General features: G+C 66.1%; 15 protein-coding genes and 1 pseudogene. 8 read left to right on the forward strand and 8 right to left on the reverse strand.

Annotated elements, in window-relative coordinates; translation table 11 throughout:
- Positions 1-26: 26 nt before the first annotated feature.
- The 4 genes from tatB to sigE all read right to left on the reverse strand — a co-directional run bounded on the left by tatB (position 27) and on the right by sigE (position 3,500).
- Positions 27-422, reverse strand: a complete 396-nt coding sequence (gene tatB / locus AADZ55_RS17305) for a Sec-independent protein translocase protein TatB (protein ID WP_085327546.1) — start codon at positions 420-422, stop codon at positions 27-29.
- Positions 423-1,937 (reverse strand): serine protease HtrA, encoded by a 1,515-nt coding sequence (gene htrA / locus AADZ55_RS17310; RefSeq protein ID WP_085327547.1) that lies wholly within the window; start codon positions 1,935-1,937, stop codon positions 423-425. It lies immediately after the preceding gene.
- A 171-nt stretch (positions 1,938-2,108) separates the two neighbouring features.
- The gene (gene rseA, locus AADZ55_RS17315) at positions 2,109-2,528 is read right to left on the reverse strand and encodes an anti-sigma E factor RseA (protein ID WP_085327548.1); all 420 of its coding nucleotides are present in this window, start codon (positions 2,526-2,528) and stop codon (positions 2,109-2,111) included.
- Between the two features lie 186 nt (positions 2,529-2,714).
- Complete coding sequence (gene sigE / locus AADZ55_RS17320; RefSeq protein ID WP_085327549.1) at positions 2,715-3,500, reverse strand: RNA polymerase sigma factor SigE; 786 nt, start codon at positions 3,498-3,500, stop codon at positions 2,715-2,717.
- A 238-nt stretch (positions 3,501-3,738) separates the two neighbouring features.
- On the opposite strand from sigE, the gene AADZ55_RS17325 reads away from it, so the two are divergent.
- The 7 genes and pseudogenes from AADZ55_RS17325 to AADZ55_RS17355 all read left to right on the forward strand — a co-directional run.
- Entirely contained in the window at positions 3,739-4,413 is a 675-nt protein-coding gene (locus tag AADZ55_RS17325) for an SAM-dependent O-methyltransferase (protein WP_085327550.1), read from the forward strand.
- 76 nt (positions 4,414-4,489) lie between these two features.
- Complete coding sequence (locus AADZ55_RS17330) at positions 4,490-5,128, forward strand: TetR/AcrR family transcriptional regulator (RefSeq protein ID WP_085327551.1); 639 nt, start codon at positions 4,490-4,492, stop codon at positions 5,126-5,128.
- The gene (locus AADZ55_RS17335; protein ID WP_085327552.1) at positions 5,118-6,065 is read left to right on the forward strand and encodes an ABC transporter ATP-binding protein; all 948 of its coding nucleotides are present in this window, start codon (positions 5,118-5,120) and stop codon (positions 6,063-6,065) included. Before AADZ55_RS17330 ends, AADZ55_RS17335 begins: the two co-directional genes overlap by 11 nt.
- Positions 6,062-7,702 carry an ABC transporter permease gene (locus AADZ55_RS17340; protein ID WP_085327553.1) on the forward strand — a complete coding sequence of 547 codons (1,641 nt, stop codon included), beginning with the start codon at positions 6,062-6,064 and terminating at the stop codon, positions 7,700-7,702. Before AADZ55_RS17335 ends, AADZ55_RS17340 begins: the two co-directional genes overlap by 4 nt.
- Before the next feature lie 30 nt (positions 7,703-7,732).
- Entirely contained in the window at positions 7,733-8,407 is a 675-nt protein-coding gene (locus AADZ55_RS17345; RefSeq protein WP_085327554.1) for a methyltransferase family protein, read from the forward strand.
- A 30-nt stretch (positions 8,408-8,437) separates the two neighbouring features.
- A complete protein-coding gene (locus tag AADZ55_RS17350) occupies positions 8,438-10,123 on the forward strand; it encodes a CocE/NonD family hydrolase (protein WP_085327555.1) in 1,686 nt (561 codons plus the stop codon).
- Positions 10,124-10,148: 25 nt separating this feature from the next.
- Positions 10,149-10,886, forward strand: a pseudogene (locus AADZ55_RS17355) (PE family protein); the annotation flags it as partial.
- Between the two features lie 119 nt (positions 10,887-11,005).
- On the opposite strand, the gene glgC reads toward AADZ55_RS17355, so the two are convergent.
- A complete protein-coding gene (gene glgC, locus AADZ55_RS17360; RefSeq protein ID WP_085327530.1) occupies positions 11,006-12,220 on the reverse strand; it encodes a glucose-1-phosphate adenylyltransferase in 1,215 nt (404 codons plus the stop codon).
- 177 nt (positions 12,221-12,397) lie between these two features.
- Between glgC and glgA the strand changes: the two genes are divergently transcribed.
- Positions 12,398-13,561 carry a glycogen synthase gene (glgA, locus tag AADZ55_RS17365; protein ID WP_085327531.1) on the forward strand — a complete coding sequence of 388 codons (1,164 nt, stop codon included), beginning with the start codon at positions 12,398-12,400 and terminating at the stop codon, positions 13,559-13,561.
- A gap of 27 nt (positions 13,562-13,588) precedes the next feature.
- Here the strand turns inward: glgA and AADZ55_RS17370 are convergent, their stop codons facing one another.
- The 3 genes from AADZ55_RS17370 to AADZ55_RS17380 all read right to left on the reverse strand — a co-directional run bounded on the left by AADZ55_RS17370 (position 13,589) and on the right by AADZ55_RS17380 (position 14,899).
- Entirely contained in the window at positions 13,589-13,756 is a 168-nt protein-coding gene (locus AADZ55_RS17370; protein ID WP_003406247.1) for a DUF3117 domain-containing protein, read from the reverse strand.
- Positions 13,757-13,922: 166 nt separating this feature from the next.
- A complete protein-coding gene (locus AADZ55_RS17375; protein ID WP_085327532.1) occupies positions 13,923-14,537 on the reverse strand; it encodes a DNA-3-methyladenine glycosylase I in 615 nt (204 codons plus the stop codon).
- Positions 14,534-14,899, reverse strand: coding sequence for a DivIVA domain-containing protein (locus AADZ55_RS17380; RefSeq protein ID WP_085327533.1), 366 nt, complete (start codon positions 14,897-14,899; stop codon positions 14,534-14,536). Before AADZ55_RS17380 ends, AADZ55_RS17375 begins: the two co-directional genes overlap by 4 nt.
- Between the last annotated feature and the right edge of the window lie 28 nt (positions 14,900-14,927).

Below are 14,927 nucleotides of genomic sequence, written 5' to 3' on the forward strand. Positions count from 1 at the left end.
GACGGGCTACCGGCACTCGCACGTCGCTAGGTCGCGTCGCTGTCAAAAGGGGTCGGACCGTCGGGGAACTGTCCACCGGCCGGCTCCACCGGTTTGGTAGGGGTTGCGGGATTGCCGGCGGCCGGCTTGTCGAAGTTTCCGGTGAACAGGGAGTCATCGCCGTCGAGTAGGTGCTTGGTCAGAGCCGCACGCGGAGTCATCCCCCGCAGCTTGTGCAGCTCGCTCAGCTGTCCACGCAGATCGTCGAACTCGGGTCCGATGTCCTCGCGCAGCTGGCCAGTCACCCCACTGAGGTAGTCGCGTGCCTGCCGCAGGGCGCCCGCCGTCCAGCGGATGGCACCCGGGAGCCGCTCCGGGCCAAGCACTACCAGCCCGACCATCACGAGGACGAGCATTTCCCCCCAACCGATGTTGGCGAACACCTAGCTGGTATCGGGGTCGGGTTTCACGGTCAACGTGACGTGGCGGCCCTCGCGGACCACCTCGATCGGGGCGTCCTGGCCGATGGTCAGTTGGCGCACGGCGACGACGAACTCGTCGGAGTCGGCGACCGTGCGGTTACCGACCTTGACGATCACATCGTTTTCCAGGATTCCACCCTTCTGCGCGGGACTTCCCGCCTTCACATTGGCCACCTGCGCGCCCGACGCGATCGCATTGCTTACCGACCGGGTACTGATGCCCAACGTCGGGTGCACAATCTTTCCGTCTTTGATCAGGGAGTTTGCGACCACTTTCATCTCGTTGACCGGGATCGCAAAGCCCAGCCCGCTCGCGCTGTCGGACAGTGACTTGCCGGCGGTATTGATGCCGATCACCTGGGAATCCATGTCGATGAGCGGACCACCGGAGTTGCCGTGGTTGATCGAGGCGTCGGTCTGGATCGCGTCGATGACGGTGTCGGTGTCCGAGCCCTCCCCCGACAACGGGACCGGGCGGTGCAGCGCGCTGACGATGCCCTGGGTCACCGTGCTGCGCAGCCCCAGCGGGGCACCTACCGCGAGGACCTCGTCACCGACCCGTACCTTGGCGGAATCACCGAGTCGGGCCACGGTCAGATTGTCCACGTTGTCGACCTTGAGCACGGCCAGATCGGTCTTGGGGTCACGGCCCACCAGGTTGGCGGGCACCTCCTTGCCGTCGTTGAACACCACGGTCGTCTTGAACTGGCTGGGATTGTTGGCCGCCTCGGAAATCACGTGATTGTTGGTGACGATGTAGCCGCGGCCGTCGACGATGACGCCGGAACCCTGCATGCCCTCCTGGTCACTGACCGACTCGATGGTCACCACGGAATCGGCTACCGCGGCCGCCACCTTGGTGAACCTGCCGGCCGGCTCCTGGGCATTACCACTGGTCGACAGGGTCACCTTCGACGTGGTGAACGCATCGACGACTTCGGCAGTCTTGCGGCCGATCACACCGCCGATACCGCCGATCACCAGTGCGATCAGGACCAGGATGCCCAGCGCCAAGTAGGACACCTTGCCGCCGAACAGCACGTCGCGCACACCGAGTTTGCCGCTGCCGGCCAGCCCGCTGCGCGGAACCGGCGGGGCCAGCGCCGGGTTCCCCAGCCCGGCCGCGGCCGCGGGGTCGCGCCACGGATCGTCGGGTTCGTCCCGGTCGGCACCATCTTTCTCGGCTGCCAACGCTCCGGCATCGATGGGGTGGCGCTGCAGCGATTCGGCACCGGCGAAGGGACGGCCGAACGCCTCCTCCAACACCGGATCGGCAGGCTGATCGGCGTGTCTGAAGTCAGCCTGGTCCTGATACTTCTGCGGGCGGACGCGCTCCGCCACAAAGGACCCTTGGACCCCGGACGGACGTCCGAACGCTTGACGCGATGCGGGGTCGACCGGTGGCCGAGAAACTGGGCGCGGCGCCAGCCGGTCTCCGCCGTTAGGGCCGCCGTTGTTGCCTTGGTCGGAGGTCACGTCATCCTCTTCTGAATCCTGTTCTGAGCGCTAGAGACACGGCCTTGTGCAGGCCGACATGCGGGCATCGGATTGTCTGTGTCCACCCTAGTATCCACGGATCCCGATCGGTCGGCATGAACTCTCACACAGCAACCGACCCGCCATGCGCTCCAGCAGGCAGGTGGCAAGCTAGCGACGCTTCCCCGGGTTACCAGCGTCGCCGTCGGCGAACCGGTCGGAGAGGGCCGCCGCCGCGTCGTCGGGCCGGCCCTCCGGTGGGCCTTCAACAGGACACCGTGGGATTTCGGATAGCAATCCGAGCAGTGAGCTGGGGATGCGGATCGGGTGGGAGTCGCGGAGCGCGGAGCGCGCCCGGCTCTGGTCGTCCACTTCGGCCGCGCATTGGGGGCACAGCGAAAGGTGATGCGCGGCCCGCAGGTGTGCGTTCATCCGCAGCTCACCATCGACGAAGGCCGCGATGGCCTCGATGGACAGATGCTCGGTGGAACGGAACTGCCGCGGCGCACCGACCGGCGCGTCATTCTGAGAGGCAAATTGTGCGGGGAGCCACGAGAACGCGCGCCGGAACACATGTCCTCGGTCGGCCATCACCAGCTCCTCTCGCGCCTTCCAAGATCTTTCGAGCGTCTTGTCGAGGGTCTTTTAAGCCACCCGGTAACTCGAATGTAGCGCGGCGCGGTGCCTGATAACCATCGCTAGCCGGTAAAGCCCCAGGATTTGGGACCGATTGGCAACCATCCGGTAGCCGAACCGACTGGTTCGGCCCCGGCAAGCTCAGCTGGCGGAGCTGACGTGCAATGCGCGCTCACCATGTTCGGGGTGCGCGGCCAGATAGTCCCGCAGTGCCTGGCGTCCGCGGTGTATCCGGCTGCGAACGGTCCCAAGCTTCACGCCCAGGGTGGCACCGATCTCCTCGTACGACAGACCCTCGATGTCACACAGCACAACCGCGGCACGAAACTCCGGCGGCAGCGAATCCAGCGCAGCCTGCAGATCAGGCCCCAACCGGGAGTCGTGGTAGATCTGCTCGGGGTTGGGCTCGTCGGCGGGCACCCGGTCATAGTCCTCTGGCAACGCTTCCATCCGGATCCGGGCCCGGCGGCGGACCATGTCGAGGAACAAGTTGGTGGTGATGCGGTGCAACCAACCCTCGAAGGTTCCCGGCTGGTAATTCTGCACCGACCGGAACACCCTGATGAAGGTTTCCTGGGTCAGGTCTTCGGCGTCATGCTGGTTGCCGGAGAGCCGATAGGCCAGCCGGTACACGCGATCGGCGTGCTGACGGACCAACTCATCCCACGACGGCATGGTGGCCTTGTCGCCGGTGGCGTCGAATATGGCCGTGCCCTGCAATTTGTCAGACGGTTCCACCCACTGGTCGTCGGGGACCTGTTGGGGATGCGACATGCTGGTCGGACACAAGGTCGTGATGGTCGTGATGGCGAGATCCTTCGGATTTGCACTGCTATCAAGGGTGGGCTTGTCGTCACAGGCGGCAACGCGAAGTTGCGATTCGGTATTCCCTGTGTTCCCGGTGCGGCGTCCTCCGAGGAGTTCCATGGGGATAACCGTCGCGTACCGGCGTATGGGGCATATATGAGCAATCTGAGCTTTGGCTGAGAAACAATACCGTTACCGGCGTTGTCCAGGGAATATCTATTTGGGGTGAACTTCGTCGCGTCCCGCGCGCCGGGCGTGTCGCTTCCGACCGCGTTGCGCCGTCGCTGCGCTTGGGCTTGGTAGTTCGAACCAGGCGCGCCTGCCCAACGACGTCGCAAATTGGACATACGCTGCGGGCATGAGCGGCACCCCTGATCACGAGGCCACCCCTGGCCAGCAGGCCCCCAGTCGAGCCGAATCACTCTGGGCACACGCCGAGACGTCGATATCCGAAGACGCGATCCTGGCGAGCGCCCGCGAACGCGCAACGGACATCGGGGCTGGGGCGGTAACTCCCGCGGTGGGGGCGCTGCTGAGCCTGCTGGCCAAGCTCAGCGGAGGCAAGGCGGTCGCTGAGGTGGGTACCGGGGCCGGCGTCAGCGGACTGTGGCTGTTGTCGGGCATGAGCGACGACGGCGTCTTGACCACCATCGATATCGAGCCCGAACATCTACGGCTGGCCAAGCAGGCCTTCGCCGAGGCGGGCATCGGGCCGTCGCGCACCAGGTTGATCAGCGGCCGCGCCCAAGAGGTGCTAACCCGGCTCGCCGACGATTCGTATGACTTGGTGTTCATCGACGCCGACCCGATCGACCAGCCGGATTACGTCGTCGAGGGGGTGCGGTTGCTGCGATCCGGCGGAGTCATCGTCGTGCACCGGGCGGCCCTGGGGGGACGGGCCGGCGATCCCGCGGCGCGGGACGCCGAGGTGACTGCGGTCCGCGAGGCGGCCCGGCTCATCGCCGAGGACGAACGGCTCACTCCGGCGCTGGTGCCGCTGGGTGACGGCGTGCTGGCAGCCGTCCGGGACTAGTTGCGGCCAAGTTCAGCTCCCGCGTTGCGCCGGGCGTCTCTTGACCCCGACTGAACGTACGTTTAGCATCCTGAACATGCGTTCAGTTGACCTGACCGCAGCCGCCCGAATCAGAGACGCGGCCATCGAGCAGTTCGGTCAGCACGGCTTCAATGTTGGGCTGCGTACCATCGCCGAGGCCGCGGGGGTGAGCGCCGCCCTGGTGATCCACCACTTCGGCTCCAAACACGGTCTGCGCCGAGCCTGCGACGACTACCTCGCCGAGGAAATCCGCAGCAGCAAGTCCGAAGCACTCAAATCCAACGATCCGGCCACCTGGTTCGCACAAATGGCTGAAATCGAGTCCTACGCACCACTGATGGCCTATCTGGTGCGCAGTATGCAATCCGGCGGCGAACTAGCGAAGATGTTGTGGCAGAAGATGATCGACAACGCCGATGAGTACCTCGAGGAGGGGGTAAGAGCCGGCACCATTAAACCCAGCCGCGATCCGCACGCCAGGGCCCGGTATCTGGCAATCACCGGGGGCGGGGGCTTTCTGCTCTACCTGCAAATGCATGAAACCCCAACCGATCTGCGTGCCGTACTACGCGACTATTCGCGCGAAATGATGCTGCCTTCCCTCGAGGTCTACACCGAAGGCCTGCTGGCGGACCGCACCATGTACGAGGCCTTCCTGGCCGAAGATAACCAAGGAGAATTCCATGCCAGCTGACAACCACCAGGCGCCCATCGAAATTCGCGGTCTGACCAAGAACTTCGGTGCAGTGCGTGCGCTCGATGGTCTCGAGCTGACGGTGCACGAAGGAGAGGTGCACGGCTTTTTGGGACCGAACGGAGCCGGAAAGTCGACGACCATCCGCATCCTGTTGGGACTGGTGAAGGCCGATAGTGGAAGCGTGCGGTTGCTGGGTGGCGACCCGTGGACCGACGCGGTCGACCTGCACCGCCAGATCGCCTATGTGCCAGGCGATGTCACACTTTGGCCATCACTGACCGGCGGCGAGACCATCGACCTGCTGGCCCGCATGCGCGGCAGTATCGACCAGAAACGTCGGGCGGAGCTGGTCGAGCGCTTCGACCTGGACCCGCACAAGAAGTCGCGCACTTGCTCGAAGGGAAACCGGCAGAAGGTCTCCCTGATTTCGGCCTTCTCGTCGCACGCCGGACTTCTGCTCTTGGACGAGCCGAGCAGCGGCCTGGACCCGCTGATGGAGAACGTGTTTCGGCAATGCATCGGCGAAGCACGAGACCGGGGCGTGACGGTGCTGTTGTCTAGCCACATTCTGGCCGAAACCGAAGCGCTGTGCGAACGGGTGACCATCATCCGGGCCGGCAAAACCGTCGAAAGCGGCTCGCTGGACTCCATGCGTCACCTCAGCCGCACCTCGATCAAGGCCGAGATGATCGGTGACCCAGGGGATCTCACCCGGATCAAGGGAGTAGAGGACGTCAGTATCGAGGGCACCACCCTGCGCGCCCAGGTCGACAGCGAAAGCCTTGGCGAGCTCATCCGGGTGCTCGGCCACGCAGGCGTCCGCAGCCTGGTCAGCCAACCGCCCTCGCTCGAGGAGCTGTTCCTTCGCCACTACCGCATTAGCAGCGACGCCGGGACCGGCGACCGCAGCCAGACGGGTGTAGCGGCGAGATGAGCACCACAGTCCTGGATCGCCCTAGTCCCACACCTCACCACGGGCCGCAACGCGGTTCGAATTTCGCCGGCACGTTCGGGTTGTTGCGGCTGTACCTGCGCCGCGACCGCGTGGTGTTGCCGCTGTGGGTGTTGCTGCTATCGGTGCCGTTAGCCACCGTGTACGTCGGCAGTGTCGAATCGGTCTACCCCACCGACGCCGATCGCGCCGGGTTGGCGGCCTCCATCATGGCCAGCCCAGCCCAGCGTGCGCTGTTCGGGCAGATCTACAACGACAGCCTCGGCGCGATCGGAATCTGGAAGGCCGGGATATTCCATGCACTCATCGCGGTGGCGGTCATCCTCACGGTGATCCGCCACACCCGCGGAGACGAGGAGACCGGACGTGCTGAACTGATCGACTCCACCGTGGTCGGCCGGTACGCAAACCTCACCGCTGCGCTGCTGTTGTCCTTCGGTGCGTCGGTCGCCACCGGCGCAATCGGCGCGGCGGGACTACTCACCACCGATGTGGCCCCGCCCGGATCGGTCGCGTTCGGCGCGGCGCTGACCGCCTCCGGTCTGGTCTTCACCGCCGTGGCCGCCGTAGCCGCGCAGCTGTCGCCGAGCGCTCGGTTCGCCCGCGGCGTCGCGTTCGCCGTCCTGGCCACCGCGTTCACCTTGCGCGCCATCGGTGATGCCGGCTCCGGCGCATTGTCCTGGCTCTCGCCGCTGGGGTGGTCGCTGCAGGTCAGGCCGTATGCTGGCGAGCGCTGGTGGGTGCTGCTGTTGCATCTGGCGACGGCGGCCGTAGTCAGCCTGCTGGCCTATCGACTGCGTGCCGGCCGCGATATCGGCGCCGGACTCATCGCCGAACGCGCCGGCCGCGGCACCGCCGCGCCTTCGCTGGGCAACGTATTCGGGCTGGCATGGCGGCTTGACCGCGGCGCGCTGCTGCTGTGGACCATAGGCCTGTGTCTCTACGCCTTGGTAATGGGCAGCGTGGTGCACGGCATCGACGACCAGGTGGGCGACAGCCCCGCGGTACGTGACATCGTCGCGCGGATGGGAGGCGCCGGTGCACTGGAACACGCCTTCATTGTCTTGGCCTTCACCATGATTGGAATGGTTGCCGCCGCATTCGCCATCTCGCTGTCCCTACGACCACACCAGGAAGAGACGGGGCACCGAGCCGAAACCCTGCTCGCCGGGGCGGTTTCACGGACACGTTGGCTGTCAAGCCATCTGGTGATCGCCCTGGCCGGATCGGCGCTGGCCAACCTGATCTCCGGGGTGGTGGCCGGACTCGCCTACGGCATGGCCGTCGGCGACGTTGGCGGCAAGCTGCCGACCGTTGTCGGCACCGCGGCGGTGCAACTACCCGCCATCTGGCTGCCCGCCGCGGTGACCGTCGCATTGTTCGGCCTGGTACCGCGATTCACCCCGGTGGCGTGGGGCGTGCTGGTCGCATTCGTCGCCTTGTACCTGCTTGGTTCGTTGGCGGGATTCCCGCAATGGTTGCTCAATCTGGAGCCGTTTTCACACATCCCACACATCGACGACTTCAGCGTCGTGCCGTTGCTGTGGCTGCTTGCCATCGATGCTGTGTTGATCATCCTGGGCGCCATGGCTTTCCGACGACGCGATGTGCGGTGCTGACTCAGCCGCTGGCGAACGTAAGGAGGGGCGATGAGAACTGGTTCGCGAGCAACGGTGTCGACCGTAGCCGGACTTGTCGTGCTCGGCTTGATCCTTTTCGTGCCGGCCGGCACACTGAACTATTGGCAGGCATGGGTTTTCATCACCGTTGCCACCCTCGCGACGATCATCCCGAGTATCTACTTGGCACGGACGGACCCGGCGGCCCTGCGGCGACGCATGCGTGGCGGCCCACGGGCGGAGGCCAGAACGGTTCAAAAGTTCATCATCGTCGGAGCCTTTCTCGGGCTGTTCGCGATGCTGGTACTGAGCGCACTCGACCATCGTCTTGGTTGGTCATCGGTGCCGGCCGGGGTGTCGCTGCTCGGCGATGTCCTGATAGCGGCGGGAATCGGTATGGCCATGCTCGTGGTCGTCCAGAACAGCTATGCGGCCGCCACGGTCACGGTTGAGACGGGCCAGAAAGTGGCCACCACCGGCCTCTACAGCTGGGTGCGGCACCCGATGTACGCCGCAAACGTGATCATGATGTTGGGCATACCGTTGGCGCTCGGCTCCTACTGGGGGCTTCTGCTCGTTCCCGCGGCTTTGCTCGTGCTTGTCTTCCGTATCCTCGACGAGGAACAGCTGCTCAGCCAGGAGCTGGACGGATATCCTCAATACATGCAGCGGGTTCGCTATCGGTTGGTTCCGCATGTGTGGTAAGCCCCGATAGGCGCGTTCTAGGGTATCGGCGTGGCTCGAAACCCGACACCCGCCCTGGACCGGCCGTGGCGGCGTCCCGGCGCCCTCCGATACGCACTGGAGCGGGTTCGCGCCGTCGCCAAGCCGCCGATAACGGTCACCGACCCACCGTCCGACATCGTCGTGCAGCGTGACGTCGAGGTGCCAACGCGCGACGGAACGGTGTTGCGGGTCAACATTTTTCGTAGGGCTGATGATGAGTCCCGGCCCGTTATCGTGTGCATCCACCCCTACGGCAAGGACGCTCTGCCGCGTCGGCGGGGCGGGCGGTGGACGTTCTCACCGCAGTACCGGGTCATGCGCCAGCCCAACCCGCTGACCTTCTCGGCACTGACCGGCTGGGAGGCACCCGACCCGGCCTGGTGGACGGCACAGGGCTTTGCAGTGGTCAACGCCGACTCGCGCGGCTGCGGCCGTTCCGAGGGCACCGGCAAGCTGTTGTCGCACCAGGAGGCCGAAGATACTTACGACCTGGTGCAGTGGTTGGCCGGCCAGCCGTTCAGCGACGGCCGGGTCGTCATGCTGGGAGTGTCATACCTGGCTATCAGCCAGTACGCCGTCGCCGCCCTGCAACCGCCGGCGCTGCGGGCGATCTGCCCGTGGGAGGGCTTCACCGATGCGTATCGCGACCTGACGTTTCCGGGTGGAATTCGGGAGTCCGGCTTCACCCGGCTCTGGTCACTGATTGTGAATCGCCGATCGCGGCAGACCTACGCCCTCGGGCCGATGCAAGAGGAACACCCGCTACGAGACGACTTCTGGCGCTCGCTGACACCCGACCTGTCGGCAATCAAGGTGCCGATGCTGGTCTGCGGCAGCTTCTCGGACAACAACCTGCACAGCCGCGGGTCGTTTCGGGCTTTCACACGTGCCGGCTCCACCCACGCCCGCCTCTACACCCATCGCGGCGGCAAGTGGGACACCTTCTACTCCGAAGCCGCGCTGGCCGAACAGCTCACGTTCTTCCGCGGTGTCCTGGACGGCGATCCCGGTTCCCGCAGCGTTCGCCTTGAGGTGCGCGAGGATCGCGAAACCATCACCGCGGTACGCGAAGAAGGCCAATGGCCCCTCACCGGCACGCGTTGGCGGCCACTGTATCTCGCCGGGCCCGGAACGCTGGCCACTCAGCAGCCAGCCACCGCGGGCAGCACGACGTTCGAAACTCATTCTCGTGCAGCGGCATTCACTTGGAACATACCGGACAACATCGAGCTGACCGGCCCGATGGTCGCCCGGCTTTGGGTGCAACTGGACGGGTGCGACGACGCCAACTTGTTTGTCGGCGTGGAGAAGTGGCGCGATGGACGGTACGTCGGATTCGAAGGCTCCTACGGCTACGGCCGCGACCGAGTGAGTACCGGGTGGCAGCGGGTGTCGCTACGCGAACTTGACCCCGAGCTCTCCCAGCCGTGGGAGCCGGTCCCGGCAGCCATCCAGCCGCAGCCGGTGCCCGTCGGCGAGGCGGTCGCGGTAGATGTTGCGCTGGGCCCCTCGGCGACCCTGTTCCGCGCCCGCGAGCAGCTGCGGCTGGTGATCGGCGGGCGCTGGCTATGCCCACGCAACCCGCTTACCGGCCAGTTCCCGGCAGCCTACCCACGCCCGCCGCGCGGTCGCGTCACCCTGCGTTGGGGCCCGCATTGCGACGCGCATCTGCTGATCCCGGAGATCCCCGGCTGATCAGGTGCCACACAGACGCCACCGGGTGAATAGCGACCCGTCAGCGGTCCCTCCGAAACAGGTGGATCTGGCGAACATCGGCTCGACACTGTGCACTGCCACGTCGGCCGCGGCGGCCCCGACCACCGCGGTGCTGGCGGCCGGTGCCGATGAAGTGTCGGCGGCGGTGGCGTCGCTGTTTTCCGGGCACGCCCAGGCCTATCAGGCGCTCGGTGCCCAGGCGACGGCGTTTCGTCAGCAGTTCGTGTACGCCCTGACCAGTGCTGGCGGGGTCTATGCGGCCGCCGAGGCGGCCAACGCCTCGGCGGCGCAGAGCGTGCAGTAAGGCGTGCTGGCTGCGATCAATGCGCCTACCCAGGCGCTGTTGGGCCGCCCATTGATCGGCAACGGAGCCGACGGCGGCCCCGGACAAAGCGGTGCGGCAGGCGGATTGTTATTCGGCGGCGGCGGTAACGGCGGGGCCAGCACGACCGCCGGGGTGGCCGGCGGCAACGGTGGCGATGCTGGGCTGATCGGCAACGGCGGGGCCGGCGGTGGGGGCGGGGCCGGCGCGGCCGGCGGTCGCGGCGGCGCGGGCGGGTGGCTGTTTGGCGATGGCGGTGCCGGCGGGGCCGGCGGGGACGCCGGGCTGTGGGGGGCCGGTGGCGCCGGCGGGCTCGGCGGCAACGGCGCAGCGGGAACGGCCGGCCTGGTCGGCGGCGGCGACGGCGACGGCGGCACCGGCGGCACCGCCGGCCACGGCGGCGCTGGCGGGCAGCTGTTCGGCCAACCCGGGACGCCAGAGCCCTAGCCGGCGGGCCCCACCGCGCCGAGCAGACACAGAATCGCCCATTTCGGCACGAAGTTGGGCGATTCTGTGTCTGCTCGCGCCACTAGCCGGACCTAGATCCAGACGCCCTTGCCCACCGCAACCACCCCGCCGGCGCTCAGCGCGAAGCGTTCCCGGTCCTTCTCTAGATCCACCCCGACCATTTCGCCGGGCCCAACGACGACGTTCTTGTCCAGGATCGCGTGGCGTACCACCGCACCGCGACCGACCCGAGCGCCCGGCATGATGACGCTGCCCTCCACGATCGCGCCGTCGTCGACGACCACGTTCGACGAGAGCACCGAGTTGCGCACGGAGGCCGCCGAGATGATGCTGCCGGCACCGACCACCGACTCCTGTGCGGAGCCGCCGTTGACGAACTTGGCCGGCGCCAGGTTCTCCGACTCGCCGCGGATCGGCCAGCGCTTGTTGTACAAGTTGAACACCGGATGCACCGATACCAGGTCCATGTGCGCGTCGTAGAACGCATCCAACGTCCCCACATCACGCCAGTAGCCGCGGTCGCGCTCGGTAGCGCCGGGCACCTCGTTGTCGCTGAAGTCGTAGACCGCGGCCATTCCGTCGTCCACCAGCCGCGGAATGATGTCACCGCCCATGTCGTGGTCGGAGTGGTCATCGTCGGCGTCGGCGCGAATCGCGTCGATAAGCACCTTCGTGGTGAAGATGTAATTGCCCATGGAGACGAACGTGGTGTCGGGGTCGTCGGGGGTTCCGGGCGGCTCCAGCGGCTTCTCCAGGAAGCCTCGGATCCGGCCGGACTCGTCGGCGTCGATGCAACCGAACGCGGTCGCATCGGCACGTGGCACCCGGATGCCGGCTACCGTCGCGCCGGCGCCGGTGTCGATGTGGAACCGGACCATCTGTTCGGGATCCATGCGGTACACGTGATCGGCACCGAAAACGACTATGTAGTCAGGATCTTCGTCGTAAATCAAGTTCAGCGACTGATAGATCGCATCGGCGGAGCCGGTGTACCAGCGCGGGCCGAGACGCTGCTGCGCCGGCACCGGGGTGATGTACTCGCCGGCCAGGCCGGACAACCGCCAGTTCTGCGAAATATGGCGGTCCAGTGAATGCGACTTGTATTGGGTGAGGACACAGATCCTCAGGTACCGGGCATTGACGAGATTGGAAAGTACGAAATCGATCAACCGATAGGCGCCGCCGAAAGGAACCGCCGGTTTGGCCCGGTCCGCGGTCAGCGGATATAGCCGCTTACCCTCACCGCCGGCCAAGACTATGCCCAGCACGTGCGGCGCTTCCCTCATGGCTCAAACCTATCGGCAGCCGCAAACCGCTGCTAGGGGGAATCCCCACTGGCCACTGTGCTGACGGGCTGTCCGTCAAGGTATTTGACCCGTTGGACAGGGACCTTGCGCCGCTTCCCGCCGGCTCCTCCCGGCCCGACAGACGGGCCGCATCGTCGCCGAACTACGGTGCGGGGTATGCGGGTGGCGATGTTGACTCGGGAATACCCACCGGAGGTCTATGGCGGGGCCGGAGTACATGTCACCGAGCTGGTTTCCCACCTACGCCGACGGTGCGCGGTCGACGTGCACTGCATGGGCGCACCCCGCCCGGGCGCGCTCGCCCATCTGCCCGACCCGCGGCTGCACAACGCCAACGCAGCGCTGTCCACCTTGTCCGCAGACCTGGTGATGGCCCACGCCGTCAACACGGCCACCGTCGTACATTCACACACCTGGTACACCGGCCTGGCCGGGCATCTGGCCGCGATGCTCTACGACATCCCGCACGTTCTTACCGCGCATTCGCTTGAGCCGCTGCGGCCGTGGAAGAAGGAGCAACTCGGCGGCGGCTACCAGGTGTCGACCTGGGTGGAGCGGACGGCAGTGTTGGCCGCCAACGCTGTCATCGCGGTCAGCTCTGGGATGCGCGACGACATGTTGCGGGTCTACCCCGCCCTGGATCCGAGCCTGGTGCATGTCATCCGGAGCGGGATCGACACCGAGCTGTGGTATCCGGAGGCGCCCGTCCATAGCGGGTCGGTGCTCGGCGAGCTCGGGGTCGATCCGAACCGGCCCATGGTGGCGTTCGTGGGGCGGATCACCCGGCAAAAAGGAGTCGTCCACCTGGTGGCAGCCGCGCACCAGTTCAGCCCGGACGTGCAGCTGGTGCTCTGCGCCGGCGCTCCCGATACTCCGGAGATAGCCGACGAAATGCGGGCCGCGGTAGCCGAACTGGCCCACGATCGCACCGGCGTGTTTTGGATCCGAGACCAGCTTCCCATCGGAAAGCTACGAGAAATACTTTCGGCAGCAACAGTTTTCGTTTGCCCGTCGGTGTACGAGCCGTTGGGGATCGTAAATCTGGAAGCGATGGCCTGCGCAACCGCCGTGGTAGCCTCCGACGTCGGCGGGATTCCCGAAGTGGTCGCCGACGGGATCACCGGGTCGCTGGTGCATTACGACGCCGACGACGCAGCCAGTTATCAGGCCGAGTTGGCCGAGGCGGTCAATGTCCTGGTCGCCGACCCCGCCACAGCCCAGCGTTACGGTCAGGCAGGACGCCAGCGATGTATCCAGGAATTCTCGTGGGCCTACATCGCCGAGCAGATCCTGGACATCTACCGGAAGGTGTGCGCATAACGCCGACCATTGGCCGTTCGGCTGGTCTTAGCTAGTAACACCTTTGAGTTCGTCACCCAGTGCGGCGGCTTCGTCGGGCGTCAGCTCGACGACGAGGCGACCGCCACCCTCAAGTGGTACCCGCATCACGATGCCGCGCCCCTCCTTAGTCGCTTCCAGAGGACCGTCACCGGTCCGGGGCTTCATCGCCGCCATTAAGTGCTCCCTCCAGATTCGGGCTGGCTCGCTTCCGCGAGCCTGGTCGGCGCCGAGCACGCCCCGCCAATGGAATTCCAGCCATACCCGACATTGAACTGCCAAATCACCCCCCTATTGTTCCCTATTCGGGCCAACTGGGTGCACAAGACCCGGCTCTGAGGCCTCACCGGCCCGCTGTTTCACCGCCCGGCTTCGCAATGGGCCGCTCTGCAGGCACCCAGCAGGCTTGGATGTGGTCGTCGACCATGCCGGTCGCCTGCATCAACGCGTAGGCAGTGGTTGGCCCGACGAAGCGGAACCCGCGCCGCTTCAATTCACCCGCCATAGACTTCGATTCCGCACTGGCTGAAGGGATTTCGGATCCGTCGATGGGCCGGGGCCGGGGCGGTGGAGCGAACGACCACAGCAGCTCGGACAGGTCTTCATGCGATCCCAGGTCTTCAGCCGCCCGCGCATTGGCGATCGTCGCCTCAATCTTGGCCCGGTTTCGGACGATTCCGTCATCGGCGAGCAGCCGTTGCACATCGGCATCGGTGAAGCGCGCGACCTTGTCGATGTCGAACCCGCAGAACGCCCGTCGGAAATTCTCTCGCTTGCGCAGGATGATCAACCAGGACAGGCCGCTCTGGAAGGTCTCCAGGCTCAGCCGCTCGAACAGAGCCTGCCGTCCATGCAGCGGTCGTCCCCACTCGTTGTCGTGATAGTTGCGGTACAGCTCGGCATCGGGCCCGGGGCGAACTTCCGCCCACGAGCAACGAACCAGCTCGTCGCCGCTCACGCGGGGTCCCAACGCTGGTGCGCGTCGCTCTGGCCGTCCGGAGGGCTTGACGCATCGGACTCGGCCTCAGCGGCCGGCGAGGCGTGGATCGCCGCGAGCTGACTGCGCAACGCCTCGAGCTCGCGGCCGAGCCGGTCCAGCACCCAATCCACCTCGCTGGTCTTGTACCCGCGCAGCACCTGCGTGAACTTGACCGCGTCGACGTCGGCGCCGGTGACCCCGGACGCGGGCAGCACCGTCGCCGTCGTCGCCCGCGGCAGGGGCGGTAGCTGCTCGCCACGGCCGAACAGCAGGCTCGCCGCGCCAAACAACACAATCGCCACCAGGACCAGCACCACCAGGTACAGCAATACCAACGCCACGTGGTCGATATTGCCCTATCGCATCGAC

Origin of the sequence: Mycobacterium decipiens (assembly GCF_963853665.1) — a bacterium.
In the GTDB taxonomy this organism is placed as follows: Bacteria; Actinomycetota; Actinomycetes; order Mycobacteriales; family Mycobacteriaceae; genus Mycobacterium; species Mycobacterium decipiens.